Raw genomic sequence first — 15156 nt, 5'->3', positions numbered from 1 at the left:
ATATCAGACACCAGCCTAAGTGTCAAGATTTTTCCTAGGGACAGTGTGTACCGGTCATCGCTCATGCATAGCCCCTTTTGCGGAATAATGAGCAATGATATCAAGTATTTAACGTCTGTCCAGCGGTTGTTTGGGATTTCGTTACATGCTTGTGGTAACATGGGAAGGGTACAACGGTATCTGTTTTTTGGACAAACTACTCTAAAATCGTGGGGTGAATCGATGGCACAGGCACAGACCAATGCAGAGTTGCAAGAAAAACGCTCCACTTTTATTGCCAAAGGCGTCTCCAGCGCTACCGGCATCTATGTTTCCCATGGGCGCGGAGCAGTGGTCGTTGATGTGGAAGGCCGGGAGTATCTCGATTTCGGCGGCGGCATTGCCGTGATGAACGTCGGCCATTCTCATCCGAAGGTGGTTAAAGCAATCAAGGATCAGGCGGAGAAATTCACCCACACCTGTTTCATGGTATCTCCCTATGCTTCTGCGGTCAACTTGGCGGAAAAATTGTGTGCCGCGGTGCCGGGCGACACGCCCAAGGCCGCCATGTTCGTGAACAGCGGTGCGGAGGCGGTGGAAAACGCGGTGAAGATTGCTCGATATTACACCAAGAGGCCGGCCGTTATCACCTTTGAGAATGGCTTTCACGGCCGAACGTTGCTCGGCATGACGCTGACCTCGAAACTGAAACCCTACAAACTCGGTCTCGGTCCGTTTGCGCCTGAAGTCTACCGGATGCCGTTTGCAAATTGTTATCGGTGCCCGTTCAATCGGGAATATCCCGGGTGCGATGTTGCCTGCGCCGATCATCTGGAATATTTTTTCATCAACCATGTGGCAGCCGAACAGACGGCGGCTATTATTTTTGAACCGATCCAGGGAGAAGGCGGTTTCATCACGCCACCGCAGGAATATTTCCGGAAACTGGAGGAGATTTGTCGAAAATACGGGATACTGCTGATTGCCGACGAGATCCAGAGCGGCATCGGTCGAACCGGCCATATGTTCGCCATGGAATATTACGGGGTTGAGGCGGACCTTGTCACGACAGCCAAGAGCCTGGCTGCCGGCATGCCGCTCAGTGCCGTTGTCGGGAAAAAAGAGATAATGGACGCCGTTCATGCGTCGGGAATCGGCGGGACCTACGGCGGCAATCCGGTTGCCTGCGCGGCCGCGCTGGCGGTGTTCGATATCTTCGAGTCGGAAAACCTGCTGGCCAAGTCCGAATCTCTTGGCGAGACGTTGAGAAGCAGGTTCCTGGCCCTGCAGGAACGCTATGACCTGATCGGTGACGTGCGTGGCCTCGGGCCGATGATCGCTATGGAGTTGGTCAAAGACCGACAGACAAAAGCTCCGGCGGCGGAAGAGACGAGAGTGCTGGCCTCCTACTGTTTCGATCACGGACTGATTATCCTCTCCTGTGGCACCTATGGCAATGTCCTGCGATTTTTGATGCCGCTGGTTATCACCGATGACCAGTTGGAGAAGGGGCTTGCTATTATAGAAAAAGGATTTGCCGCAATCAGCGGATAATACGAGTAACTGTTCGGGGCGCTCACCACTCGCATAAGGCGATAGCGCCCCGGACCAGTTGACGGAAACCGACGCCAGCGGCAGAGGCGCCACACCGTCATCGCAGGAGGACAATCATGCAAGGCTATTATCATCGAATCCTGACCATCGACCTCGACAACCGGAAGGTTAACATTGAACAGGTGCCTGACGCCCTTTTTGAGGTGAACCTGGGAGGCAAAGGTCTGGCGACCCATCTTCTGCTGGAGCGAAACCCGGCAGGGATCGACCCGCTAGCGCCGGAAAATCATCTGATTTTCGCCACGGGGGTCTTTTGCGGCGGTAGACTGTGGGGTGGCAGCCGTTACGGGGTGTTCACCAAATCCCCCCTCACAGGGTTCTTCAGCGAATCTTACTCTGGCGGCAAAGTTCCCGAGGCCATTGATGCGACCGGCTTTGATGCGATCGTTCTGGTCGGCAAGGCGGACCGGCCGATGGTGCTGGCCGTTCATCCGGACGGTGCGAATTTCCATGATGCCGGGGATCTCTGGGGAATGGAGACGTTTGCTGCCGAAGAGGCGGTAAAACAGTTTGCCCCGAACTGCGAGGGCTTCGGCCGGCCCGGCGCAGTGGTAATCGGTCCGGCCGGCGAGGCGCTGGTGAAATATGCCATCATCGCCAACGACAAATGGCGGTGCGCCGGTCGAACCGGAGTGGGGGCGGTACTCGGCGCCAAGCTGGTCAAAGGCATCGTGTTTCAAGGCGATCGGCGGCGCAGCTATGCCGATCCCGACGGCATAGCCGAATATGCCAAGGCGTTCAGCAAGGCCAACTACGAGCATCCGGGTGTCAAGGCGTACCGCGCCATGGGTACGACGATGATGGTCGGCTTGATGAATCATGCCGGTGCCTTTCCGGCCAAGTATTGGAGCCAGGGATCATGTGAACACTGGGAGCAGATCAGCGGGGAGACATTTCATCAGGAACATGAGGTCAAACCCCATGCCTGCGCCAAGTGCTTCATGGCCTGCGGGCGTCTCGCCAAAATCGGCAAGGGGCGCCACACCGGACTGGAGTTGGAGGGGCCGGAGTATGAGACGATCTTCTCATTTGGCGGATTGTGCATGATCAAGGAGATGGAAGAGGTCGCCTATTTGAACGATCTCTGCGACCGACTCGGCATGGACACGATTACCGCCGGCAATCTTTGCGCTTTGCTCATGGAGGCACGGGAGCGCGGGCTGATCGAATACCAGATCGAATACGGCAATGTTGATCAGACGGCCGCGCTGATCGAGGCTATCGCGGCCCGCCAGGGCATCGGTAACACGCTAGCCGACGGAATCATCGCCACTGCCCGGACGTTTGCCCTTGAGGACCTGGCCATTCATGTCAAAGGCCTGGAGCCGGCCGGATATGATCCGCGCAAACTGAAGGGCATGGGCCTGACGTTCGGTACGGCTCCCCGCGGCGCCTGCCACTTGCGGACGACATTCTACAAACCGGAATTGTCGGGCCTCATCCCGCCGGATCAAATCGACGGCAAGGCTGAGATGCTCATCGATTATGAGAACCGGCTCAATATCTTCGACACACTGGTTCTCTGCCGTTTTTACCGGGATCTTTACAGCTGGGGGGAACTGGAACGGACGATGCAGCTGATCACCGGTCAACCCTACCCCAAGAACGTTCTGACCGAAAGAGCGGCCCATATCACCGACATGACCAGGCGGTTTAATATCCGTGAGGGATTGACCGCCCGGGACGATCGATTACCGGAACGGTTGCACAAGGAGGCGCTGCCCGAGGGCGGCACCTTGACGGCTGCCGAAATGGAGCAGATGCTCCAGGATTATTACAGAATCCGGGGGTGGAACGAAGCCGGAGTTCCTCGCTAAGCAGACGAAACACGACAGAAAAGAGAAGGAGGGTACGATGGAAAAGATGAAACTTGGCTGGATCGGCACCGGCGTGATGGGCAACGCCATGTGCGGCCATCTGATTGACGCCGGTCATCAACTCAACGTCTACAACAGAACGAAAAACAAGGCCGACAACCTGGTCTCCAAAGGTGCAGAGTGGTGCTCCTCACCACGCGAGGTGGCGCGCAACAGTGACATCGTTTTCTCCATCGTCGGCTTTCCGCCCGATGTGGAGAGTGTTCTGCTCGGCGAGAACGGGGTTTTGGCCGGAGCCCGGCCCGGGATGGTCATGGTCGATATGACCACCTCGAGCCCGGAACTGGCCAGGACCGTCTCCGAGGCGGCCGCTAAGCGATCGGTGACCGCTTTGGACGCACCCGTTTCGGGCGGCGATGTCGGAGCCCGGGAAGCAACGCTGGCGATCATGGTCGGCGGCGAGCGGGATGTTTTCGAGCGGGTCAAACCGCTCTTCGAGGTCATGGGCGGGAACGTTTCGTATATGGGCGATGCCGGAGCCGGCCAGCATACCAAGATGTGCAACCAGATACTGGTCGCCGGCACGATGATCGGTACGGTTGAGTCGTTGCTCTATGCGCAGCGAATGGGCATGGACCTTGATGCAGTCATCGACGTGATTGGTCAAGGGGCGGCACGTTCGTGGATGATCAATAATCTCGGCCGCAGAATCGCCAACGGCGATTTCAATCCGGGATTTTACATCAAGCATTTTGTCAAGGACATGGGTATCGCCCTGGCCGAGGCGCAACGCATCAACCTCAGCCTGCCCGGACTGGCGCTGGTGAATCAGTTTTATGTTGTCGCTCAGGCGATGGGCTACGAAGACCTCGGCACCCAGGGGCTCTACAAGGTACTGGCCAGGATCAACAATATGGAAGATATCGCCGGTCCCGGCTGAAAGGCGGGAGTCGGTCGACCGTTCCTTGATGGCTTCCGTTCTTCAGAGAGAGTTTTTTGATAGGTATTTTCCGGTCTTGCCAAGATATATGGTACTCCGAAAGCACGGACCTCTTGCATTTTTCTGCGAATCGTCGCATTATGTTTTGTGCGAATGTCCGTAAACTACATCCAGGAGGTTGATAAACGTTATGAAATTCGCGGTTGTTGTTTCAATGTCACCAAGTGGTTCGACCGATCATGTCGGCCAGGTTATTGCTGCTTCCTTGAAGAGCAAGGGTGTTGAGGTGGTATCGGTGGATCTGGCCAAACAATCTGGCCTGGAGAGCGATGTGCTCGAGCGTCTCGGGAATGACCGGTCGTGTTTGTTTGTCGGTTCGCCGGTCTACTTCAGCCGGGTGATTCCACCGGTGCTGGAGTTTATTGCCAGCCTGCCGCTGGCGACCGGTGGGCATGCGGTACCGTTCGTCACTTGGGGCGGAGCGAGCAGTGGCATCGCCTTGCACGACCTGGGTGTTGCTCTTCAGGAACGGGGCTACGGGGTCATCGGCGCCGCTAAGGTGCTGGCAGAGCATTCGATGATGTGGCGTTTTGAAAATCCACTCGGCGAGAATCATCCGGACGAGACGGATGACCGGTTGGTCACCGATCTGGTGGAACGGGTTGTCGACAAATTCTCGGCCGCTTCGCCGGTGCCGGCTCTGCCTCTGGAGATGCTGGCGTACCAACCGCCGCAGGCGTTTACGGAAATGTCCAAGGTCGTTTTCGCCAAAGCGAAGACGAACATGCCGGCCAAGCAGGTGGACGAAGAGCAGTGTACGCAATGCGGCGTATGTGCAGAGGAGTGCCCGGTAGGGGCTATCACGCTGGCTCCGTATCCCGAGTTTGCCGATAATTGTATCTGCTGCTTTAAATGCCTCCGTATCTGTCCGGAAGATGCCTTTACCAACGATCTCAGTATGCTTGACACGCGTATTCGTGAACGGGCCCGAACCATGGATGAACACCCGAAAACGGAGATGTTTATGTAACGGTACCAGCTCATTCCGTGAGATGGCGAAAAAAATAGGGACAGTTCCCGCAAAAGGGGGCTGTCCCTATTTTTACTTGCTGAAAGCGGTTTCGATAGAGCCGGGGATGAGAGTGGCTGGTCTGTTAGTCTTGGTAATCGATCGTTATTTATGAGGCCAAAGCGGAAAGTGGTTGCCATTCTTGGTTTGTTTTTGGCATTTACCCATAAAAGACTCCTACAACGGTAGTAGTTTTTGTTCCGGTCGGGAAGAGACGCGACGTGTCGAGTAACGGCGCTGTCCCGCCCTGCCTGCCGGACGAGGATCGATTACTAAAATTTAACAGACAAGGAGATTTCCGATGAAATGGCCGATTGCCTTGACGAGAATTATGAGTGTGATCATCACTGGGTGTGTTGTCTGCATTGGGTCGGGAGTTGCTGGAGCGGCGCCGAAGGGGACGGTGGTCATGTTTCATGCGGGCAGCCTCTCTCTGCCCTTCGAGCAGATGGAAAAAGCGTTCGAGGCCATGTACCCCGGCGTTGATCTGCAGCGCGAAGGTAGCGGCAGCCAGGCCGCAGCGCGGAAAGTGACCGACCTGAACAAGCCGTGCGATATTGTCGCATCCGCCGATTACAAGGTGATCGACAAACTCCTCATTCCGAAATTTGCCGATCTCAATATCCGCTTTGCCACCAATCAGATGGTCCTCTGCTATACCGATAAAAGCAAATTTGCCGATACGGTCAACAGCGACAACTGGCATGAGATCCTGGCGACCGACGGCGTAGTCTGGGGGCATTCTGATCCGAATCTCGATCCCTGTGGATACCGGGCCCTGATGGTGCTGCAACTGGCCGAAAAACATTACGGTCTAACGGGGCTGTCCGATAAACTGATCGCCAATCGGCCGATGGAAAATGTCCGTCCGAAGTCCGTCGAGTTGGTGTCGCTGTTGCAGACTGGCAATATGGATTACGCTTGGGAGTATCTCTCGGTAGCCGTGCAGCACGGCTTGAAATACGTGGTGTTGCCGGATCAGATCAATCTCGGCAACTATGAGTATGACGACCTCTATTCCGAGGCCGTTGTCCAGGTAACCGGGAAAAAGCCGGGCGAGTTCATGGACATGAAAGGCGGTTCGATTACCTATGGCATCACCTTGGTCAAGGATGCTCCGAACCGGGAAGGCGCCGTCGCCTTCCTCAACTACCTGCTCGATCCGGAGGGAGGTTTGCAGATCCTGAAAGAGCAGGGACAACCGCCGTTTATCCTCTGCCGGGTGCCCTCCGAGGAGATGAAAGCAGCACTGCCGCCGGAGTTGCAGCAATTTGTCGAAGTAAAGAATTGATTTGTCGTACCGATGGGCGGCAAAGGCGCTTTTTACTGGGTTTCGGTGTCATGCGGGGTGGTCGTCCTGGCCTTTATCCTGCTGCCGCTCTACGAAATGCTGACAGCTCCCTCGCCGGCCATGCTGGCGGAGGCGATGCGGGATAAAAACGTCGTCGGTTCGATCTGGCTGAGCATCTACAGCTCGGTTGCCGCCGCCTGCATCGCCTTCGTCGTCGGCACGCCACTGGCCTATGTCCTCGCCCGGTCATCATTCAGGGGACAGCAACTGGTAGAGAGCATCATCGACCTGCCGATCGTCATTCCCCATCCGGTGGTCGGCATCGCGATTCTCAGTGTGGCCGGAAAAAACCATTGGTTCGGACAGCTGATGAGCGATGTCGGAGTCAGGATCATGGGCAGTACGACAGGGATCATCACCGTGATGGTTTTTGTCGGCCTGCCCTTTTACATCAATGCGGCGAGGACCGGCTTTCAGTCGGTATCGCCGCGTCTGGAAAAGGTCGCCCGTAGCCTCGGCGCCTCTATGTGGAGTACCTTCGTCCGGATTACTTTTCCCCTTGCCTGGCGCAGCATGCTGGCCGGCTTTATCATGTGCTGCGCCCGTGCCATCAGTGAATTCGGGGCGATCGTCGTGGTCGCCTACCACCCGATGACGGCGCCGGTACTGATCTACGAGCGCTTCGAAGGGTATGGTTTGCAGTATTCGCAGCCCGTGGCGGTCTGGCTGGTGGTGGTCTGTTTGACGCTGTTTCTCGTTTTGCGCACGATTGCTCTGCCGGCCAGGAAGAAGAATCCGTGATCGAGATCAATGACCTGGCAGTGTGCCTCGGCGAGTTCCGCCTGAGAGGAATTACCCTGTCCATCGAGGAAGGTGCCTTCTTTGCGTTGATGGGCCCGACCGGTTCCGGCAAGACGGTGCTGCTCGAGGCCATTGCCGGATTGGTACCGATCCAGGGTGGCAGCATCCACCTCAAGCAGCGCGATATCACCCGGTTGCCCCCGGAGAAGCGGGGAATCGGGATCATGTATCAGGACTATGCACTCTTCCCTCACCTGACGGTCGCCGGCAACATTACCTTCGGTCTGCGCTATGGTGCGCGTGACGGTCACAAAGCGGAAAAACATTTCTCAACGATGGTCGATGCGCTCGGTATCGACCATGTCCTGCAGCGTTACCCGGAAACTTTGAGTGGCGGGGAATTACAGCGGGCCGCCTTGGCCCGGGCGCTAATCGTCGAGCCCCGCGTCGTGTTACTCGATGAGCCATTGTCGGCGCTTGACCCAAACTTCCGTGAAGACATCCGCGCCATGCTCGGAGAGATTCACCACAGCTTGGGTGTGACTTTCGTTATAGTGACCCATGATTTTGCCGAGGCGCTGTCACTTGCTTCACGGGCAGCGGTCATGCATGATGGAACTATTCGCCAGGTGGGAACCATTCAGGACATTTTCCGAAAGCCAACGTCATCGTTCGTTGCCGACTTTGTCGGCATGAAGAATATCTTTGCCGCTACTTTCGAGCAAAACGCGGCCCGGCTTGATCAGTTTGCACTGCAAGTGATGGGCCGGCCTGTCAACGGGGGCGGTCATATCGCCATCAGGCCCGAAGATATCACGCTGAGTCTGTCGGCTGGAACCGCGCTAGACGGCAATTGCGTGCCGGGGGTCGTAACCGGCATCGTTGATCAGGGAATTTTCTACGAGGTGCGCGTTTCGGCTGGTGATCAGTTATTTTGTACCGTGGTCACCAAGAGTGCGGCGTTCGATCTGTCTCTTGCGGTTGGCATGTCCGTTCACCTGTCCTTTCCCCCTCAGGCTGTCCACGTCTTCTAAAAGAATGATTCAAAAGAAAAGCTTCTCATTTTTCCTCTGATCGCTTTCCGTCCTTCTCCTGCTTTGCCATTTGTCTCGAATTAAAAGTATCAACCAACGGTCATTTTGTCGTCCGAGGCTGTATTCGCCGATCAAGGTAATCCCGTATCTGAAAAACCGGTAAGGGAAAAACGTTAGCCTTGTAAGTAATATACCTATAATTAGTAAGTATATTGCTTACAGAACCCCCTGAATTTAAAGAGGATTAGTTGCTCGATGGTGATCCGGGGTTATTCCTGGTCAAAAAGAAGGAAATATTTGTTTCAAATCAAGTGAGGGCTATCATGCAAGTATTCCCGCGGTCCTTCCTTGTTTCCCGATCGTGTCGTACCGGCGTTGCTTGAGCGGATCGGAGATCGGGCGCAAGCCCAGGGCGTTTGGCCGTAGAAAAGCGGGAAGAGCCCTTTTTTCTTGTATTTCTATATCATGGAACCCTTATGAGCCGAGAATACCTATTCTCTCTGCCCCGTGATCTGCAGGTCGAACTTGGCGAAGTGAACGCTGCCACGCCACCGGCGCAATCAGGACGGCCCTATCTGGTGGCCAACGTCCCTTCGGCCAATGCGGAAGTATATGCTCCGGAGATTAATTTTTACCTGCGCTCCAGCCACGATAGCTCGCAGGTAAAGATGGAAAGCGTTGAAAAGCTATTCGATGTAAGGGCATGCATTTTTGAGTATGCGCAGGATTTCAGCTCTGATATTGATGTAGACAACAGAGTGGCGATCATCTCCCGGACAGATCGGCCTCAGCTCATGGAAAAGCTGCAAACACTTGGGCTTGCCCCGGTGCTGCTGGAAAGCGCTCAGGTGCTCAATGTGCAAGGACGAATCGGCAGTCTGCAGATCAATATGCGGACTGTCGACCAGCACGGCAGCACCGTCGAAACGGATCAGATTGTCTGGTTCGAAGCGCCTGTCGAATTCTCCCGTAAAAAAGGTATTTATGATCCGGATCAGGACGGGATGGAAGACGTCATCACGGCGCTGTGCGACAATTACGGTACTCTCCAGGTACGTAATACCAAAAAGTATGATGAATCAATTTGCCTCTACCACGGGAAGCGTCATGATATCTGCGGGCTGTGCGTCGATATCTGTCCTTCGTCAGCCATAACCAAAGCGAGAGACGGAAGGTACCTGCGCTTTTCAGAGATCGACTGCATCCATTGTGGACAATGTATCGGGATCTGCCCCTCCGGGGCCTTGGATTCGACGTTGCTGTCGGTTCGTTCGTTGGGAAAAGCGGTATCATTGTACCGGAACAAACATGTGTTGGTCATCACCGCTCGTATCGAGCTGGAAACGCTCCAGGTCCGATTGCCACCGGGAGTGTTGCCGTTTGTCATTGAACAATCTGATATGCTACATGAAAACCACCTCCTCGCAGTCTTGCAGGCCAGCGGTAAACCGATGGTCATCTGGAGCGATAGCATACCGGCGGCCACCCAAGGCGCGATCGATCTGGTCAACGGAATTTACCGGCGGATTCATGACCGTGAGGCAATCTATCGTTGCCGGAGCTTGGATGAATTGCAATACGTACTCGATCAACTCCCTACTTACGACCTGCCCACCCACGCGCTGGCGGAACCTTCAGTTCTGAAGAGGAAATGTGTCTCGCAGCGGATCGCTCACCTGGTCGGTGAAGGATCATTCGGGACCGTGAAGACTGACCCGGTTCTTCATTACGGCACGCTCACCGTTGATCGGGCAGCCTGCACCCTGTGTCTGAGTTGCGCAGATGCCTGTGGAGTTGGGGCATTACTGCCGTTTGTGGAAGATAACACGCTGCGTTTCAATCCGTCGCTATGCACCAATTGCGGCTATTGTCAGAAGACCTGCCCTGAACCCGGCTGCTTGCAGACGGTGAACAACCGAATCGATCTCGATCCTTCATTTTTTTCTTTCCAGATCATGGCTGCAGATACCATTTTCCACTGCAGCGAATGTGGTGCCGCTATCGGGCCGAGTAAATCCATCGAAAAAATCGCCGCAATGATGAAGCCGTTGTTCGCCGGTGATCCGACCCGACTGAAGACGCTCACGTGTTGCCCGGATTGTAAAGCGAAACTGATGGTTGCGGCGATGCACCCGTAACAACCGACCTGGTGGGAGAACAAGCATGGATAGCGAAAAAAGAGCCATTCACAAAGCACGGGCGGTCTATTACGGCCTGTTCGCTTCCCTGTTCCCTTTTTCTTTTGATGCCGAGTATTTTGACGATCTCGAAAAGAGTGTCGACCTGCTTGGCCGTCATCCGCTGGATGAACAGAGCGGGCGAGCACTGAAAAACATGAAACGGCGACTGAAGAACCGCGGCTTTCTTGCTTTAAAAAACGAAAATGAGCGCTTGTTTTATCGACCCGACACGGCTTCCATTCCGACGACGGCTTCGTATTTTTGTGAAAACCGGGATGACGGAAGAAAACGGCTGCAGATGATCGAGTATCTCCTTGCCTCCCCCTTTCGGCGCAACAGTGACGAATTCAAGGAACATGAAGACCATCTGGAATTCATCATGCGGTTCATGCAACGGTTAATTATCGAGGAACTCGGGGGAAATGCGAATGCCGGACTCCTTGGCGAAAAAGTATTTCAAAATGTTCTCAATGAGATGGTCGATGCGTTAATCGATCAGCTGCGTGAACATCAGTACAGCTCCTTTTACCGCCAGGCGGCACTGGTCCTGGAATCGTTCATTGCGTTTGAGCGAGTGTTTCTCCGTGTGAACAAGCCTCGCGAGCAGTCAGCTGTTGCGTCAAGAACCCACCAGCACCCGGGCGATCAGCAAGCGGTGATGAGCAGGTGTGTCAAGATGGGGCAAGACAGCTGCCTATAGAGGGGATTTTTTTTATCCGTAAATATGCAAAATCTGCATATTTGCGGCTTCCTCACAACTTACAGATCAAGGAGGAAAGCGGATGGATGAAGAACGAAGAAAATTGTTGAAGTCGACCGTGGCGGTCGGGGCGGTGGGTATCGGCACCCTCATTGCCGCCAAATGCGGCGTTGCTGCGGATGAGGGAGATTCCGCGGGCGTCTCGAACGGCGTGGTCGTCGGTCATTCTCCGAAGAAGGAAGTTCTCTACCGGAAAACGAGCGACTGGGACATGTACTATAAGGCGGCGTATTGAGAGGAGGAAAGACCGTGATAGAAAAAATGCGTGACAAGATGACTCCGAGAATCGGCAGGAGATCCTTTCTGAAAATGGCTGCTGTCGGCGCCGGTGTCGGTGCGGCGGCGAGCCTGCCGTTGGGCAGGAGCCTGCGGGCGGCAACAGCAGCAGAAGTGAAAGAACCCTTCCCCGGCTCGAAACGGGTTAAAACCATCTGCAGCATCTGTTCCGCCGGCTGCGGTATGATCGCCGAGGTCCAGAACGGCGTCTGGGTGCGTCAGGACGTGGCCCAGGATCACCCGATTAGCGAGGGGAGCCACTGTTGTAAAGGGATCGACCAGATCGACTTGATCAAGAGCAAGCAGCGGCTCAAGTTCCCGATGAAGAAAGAGAACGGTCAGTGGAAACGGATCGGCTGGGACCAGGCCGTTGACGAGATCTCCGGCAAGATGCTTGCCCTGCGCAAGGAGAACGGGCCGGATATGGCCATGTTTCTCGGATCCGCCAAATTCAACCTTCAGCAAGCATACTATTTCCGCAAGTTTGCTGCGATGTGGGGGACAAACAACATCGATCACGTTGCCCGTATCTGACACTCCGCTACAGTCGCCGGTGTGGCGAACACGTGGGGTTACGGGGCGATGACCAATCATTTTGGCGATGTTGTCGGTCATTCTAAAGTTATTTTTATCATCGGTGCCAATTCAGCTGCGGCCAACCCGATCGGCATGAAGCATTTCCTGCAGGCTAAGGATCGGAATAACGCCCAACTGATTGTCGTTGATCCGGTCTTCACCAAGACCGCGGCCAAGGCCGATCATTTCCTGCGGATCAGAACCGGGACCGATGTGGCTCTGGTGTACGGGCTGATGCATGTCATATTCAAGAACGGCTGGGAAGACAAGGAATTCATCAAAACCCGTGTCTATGGCATGGATGAGATCAAAGCCGAGGCCATGAAGTGGACGCCGGAACTGACCGCCGATGTTACCGGCATCCCGGCCGAGCAGATCGTGCAGATTGCCACCATTCTCGCCAAGACCAAACCGGCCACGGTAGTCTGGGCGCTCGGCATTACCCAGCACAGTACCGGTACCTCGAATACCAGGATCCTGCCGATCCTGCAGTTGGTATTGGGCAACATGGGAAAAAACGGCGGTGGCTGCAATATCATCCGGGGCCATGACAACGTCCAGGGCTCTACCGACATGTGCTGCCTGGCCGACAGCCTGTCCGGTTACTATGGCTTGGCGGAAGGATCCTGGAAGTATTTCGCCAAATCCTGGGGGGTGGATTACGAGTGGCTGAAAGGCCGGTTTGCCGCTCCGGAATGGATGCAGGCCAAAGGCTTCTCCCTGGCAAAGTGGTGGCAGGGGGTCCTGCAGGAGGAGACGACCTATTCCTCGAGTCCTGTTCGCGCGCTCTGGGTGCAGGGCAATGGCATCACCTCCATGTCTCAACAGGTGAAAATCCAGGAGGCACTCGACAAGCTCGATCTGGTTGTCCTTGTCGACCCCTTTGTCAACGAGGCGGCAGTCCTGACCAACCGCAAGGATGACATGTACCTTCTGCCGGCGGCGACCCAGTTCGAGACTGAAGGCAGCGTCACCGCCACCAACCGCACCTCGCAGTGGCGCAGCAAGGTCGTTGATCCGCTCTACGAGAGCAAGACGGACCACGATATCATGTTCCTCTTTGCGGAAAGATTCGGTTTTTACGACGAGTACACCCGGGCCATGAAAATGGCGGTCAAGGATCGGGAACTGCAGCCGGTCAAGGAGGAGTTCGTCTGGCCGGACGACGCGTGCCGTGAGATCGCCCGGACCATCAAGACCATCGGTCTCGGTGGCTGGACACCGGAGCGGTTGCGCAAGCATCAGGAAAACTGGCACATGTTCGACCCTCTCACCCTTGAAGGAAAGGGGCCGATGAAAGGAGAATATTACGGTCTGCCGTGGCCGAGTTGGGATGAGAACCATCCGGGCAGCCCGGTCCTGTATGACGTCAATACTCCGGTCACCGCCGGCGGCATGGGCTTTCGCAACCGGTTTGGCCTGGAGCACGATGGCGTTTCACAATTGGCGGATCCCAGCGTCAGTGTCAAAGATTCGAAAATCGCCGGCGGCTATCCGGAGATTACCAAGGACAATATCGAACAGGTCCTCGGCATCACCCTGACGGCGGCAGAGAAAGAGAAGATGGGAGCCAACTGGAAAGTCGATCTCAGCGGCATTATCAACGAGAAATGCCTGGCTGCCGGGGTGGCGCCGTACGGCAATGCCCGGGCTCGGGTCAAGGTTTGGCAGTTTCCCGATCCGATTCCCAAGCATCGCGAGCCGATCCATTCGTCGCGGCCGGACCTGGTTGAACGCTTCCCGTCGTATGACGATCAGAAGAACAACTTCCGCGTCGACGTCAAGTTCGTGTCCGAACAGAAGGCACAGGAATGGGTAAAAGACTTTCCGACCATGCTCGTCTCCATGCGGGTGGTCAATCTCAGCGGTGCCGGCATGCTGGAGCGGACCAGCAAATACCTGTCGCACCTGACACCGGAAATGTTCGCCAATATTCACCCGGACCTGGCACTGCAGTATGGGCTGAGGGACGGCGACATGATGTGGCTGCATGCGCCGCAGGGAACGAAAATCAGGGTCAAGGCCCAGTACAGCCTGACCGTGACCCCGGACCGGATTGCCCTGCCCTACAACTTTGCCGGAGTGATGCAGGGTGTCGACTTGAGCGACAACTATCCCGAAGGTACGAAGCCTTATACGATCGGTGAAAGCTCGAACACCATCACCAACTATGGGTTTGACATCATCACGCAAATCCCAGAATACAATGCCGGCCTCTGCCGCATTGAGAAAGCATAGGGAGGGATAAGCCATGAGTAACGGTCAAGCTCGAATGAAGTTTTACTGCGACACTACCCGGTGCATCGAGTGTTTCGCTTGCTCGGTTGCCTGTTCCGAGGCTCACGAACTGCCTGTGGGGATCAGTAGAAGGAAGGTGGTCACCATGCACGAAGGCATCCCGGGCAAGGAGTATTCCATTTCCATTGCCTGTATGCACTGCACCGATGCCCCCTGTGAACAGGTGTGTCCCGTCGACTGCTTCTATATCAGGGAAGACGGGATCGTGCTGCACGACAAGAACAAGTGCATCGGTTGCGGCTACTGCCTCTACGCCTGTCCGTTCGGAGCGCCGCAATTCCCGCGGGACGGAGCTTTCGGTACCAAAGGCGCGATGGACAAGTGCACCATGTGTGCCGGTGGCCCGGAAGAGACCAACAGCGCTCGGGAACGCCACTTGTACGGCCACAACCGCATCGCCGAAGGCAAGGTGCCGATCTGCGCCGCGGTCTGTGCAACCAATGCACTGTTGGTGGGAGATGCCGAGGAAGTCTCCACCATATATCGTAAACGGGTCAGCTCCAGAGGCAAAGGAGCGTAAA

General features: G+C 55.6%; 12 protein-coding genes. All 12 read left to right on the top strand.

What is annotated here, in order from left to right; genetic code table 11:
* Positions 1–222: 222 nt before the first annotated feature.
* Entirely contained in the window at positions 223–1533 is a 1311-nt protein-coding gene (gene gabT / locus BUC26_RS02205) for a 4-aminobutyrate--2-oxoglutarate transaminase (RefSeq protein WP_073373176.1), read from the top strand.
* Positions 1534–1649: 116 nt separating this feature from the next.
* A complete protein-coding gene (locus BUC26_RS02200; RefSeq protein WP_073373175.1) occupies positions 1650–3410 on the top strand; it encodes an aldehyde ferredoxin oxidoreductase family protein in 1761 nt (586 codons plus the stop codon).
* Positions 3337–4350, top strand: coding sequence for an NAD(P)-dependent oxidoreductase (locus BUC26_RS02195; RefSeq protein WP_341864980.1), 1014 nt, complete (start codon positions 3337–3339; stop codon positions 4348–4350). The genes BUC26_RS02200 and BUC26_RS02195 overlap by 74 nt, the downstream gene beginning before the upstream one ends.
* 190 nt (positions 4351–4540) lie before the next feature.
* A complete protein-coding gene (locus BUC26_RS02190; protein ID WP_073373173.1) occupies positions 4541–5380 on the top strand; it encodes an EFR1 family ferrodoxin in 840 nt (279 codons plus the stop codon).
* A 370-nt stretch (positions 5381–5750) separates the two neighbouring features.
* Positions 5751–6710 carry a tungstate ABC transporter substrate-binding protein WtpA gene (gene wtpA / locus BUC26_RS02185; protein ID WP_073373217.1) on the top strand — a complete coding sequence of 320 codons (960 nt, stop codon included), beginning with the start codon at positions 5751–5753 and terminating at the stop codon, positions 6708–6710.
* 12 nt (positions 6711–6722) lie between these two features.
* The gene (locus BUC26_RS02180) at positions 6723–7511 is read left to right on the top strand and encodes an ABC transporter permease (RefSeq protein ID WP_073373172.1); all 789 of its coding nucleotides are present in this window, start codon (positions 6723–6725) and stop codon (positions 7509–7511) included.
* The gene (locus tag BUC26_RS02175) at positions 7508–8545 is read left to right on the top strand and encodes an ABC transporter ATP-binding protein (RefSeq protein ID WP_073373171.1); all 1038 of its coding nucleotides are present in this window, start codon (positions 7508–7510) and stop codon (positions 8543–8545) included. The genes BUC26_RS02180 and BUC26_RS02175 overlap by 4 nt, the downstream gene beginning before the upstream one ends.
* Before the next feature lie 476 nt (positions 8546–9021).
* Positions 9022–10683 (top strand): 4Fe-4S binding protein, encoded by a 1662-nt coding sequence (locus BUC26_RS02170; protein WP_073373170.1) that lies wholly within the window; start codon positions 9022–9024, stop codon positions 10681–10683.
* A gap of 25 nt (positions 10684–10708) precedes the next feature.
* Positions 10709–11425 carry a TorD/DmsD family molecular chaperone gene (locus tag BUC26_RS02165; RefSeq protein ID WP_073373169.1) on the top strand — a complete coding sequence of 239 codons (717 nt, stop codon included), beginning with the start codon at positions 10709–10711 and terminating at the stop codon, positions 11423–11425.
* Positions 11426–11507: 82 nt separating this feature from the next.
* Positions 11508–11720: a Tat pathway signal protein gene (locus tag BUC26_RS02160; RefSeq protein ID WP_073373168.1), complete on the top strand. Its 213-nt coding sequence runs from the start codon at positions 11508–11510 to the stop codon at positions 11718–11720.
* A gap of 74 nt (positions 11721–11794) precedes the next feature.
* Positions 11795–14575, top strand: a complete 2781-nt coding sequence (locus BUC26_RS02155; protein WP_279626262.1) for a formate dehydrogenase subunit alpha — start codon at positions 11795–11797, stop codon at positions 14573–14575.
* 13 nt (positions 14576–14588) lie between these two features.
* Complete coding sequence (gene fdh3B, locus BUC26_RS02150) at positions 14589–15155, top strand: formate dehydrogenase FDH3 subunit beta (RefSeq protein WP_073373167.1); 567 nt, start codon at positions 14589–14591, stop codon at positions 15153–15155.
* Position 15156: the final 1 nt, after the last annotated feature.

Origin of the sequence: Desulfofustis glycolicus DSM 9705 (assembly GCF_900130015.1) — a bacterium.
Classification (GTDB): Bacteria; Desulfobacterota; Desulfobulbia; order Desulfobulbales; family Desulfocapsaceae; genus Desulfofustis; species Desulfofustis glycolicus.
Note: the sequence above shows the minus strand (reverse complement) of the source record. Positions and strands in the feature narration are given on the sequence as shown.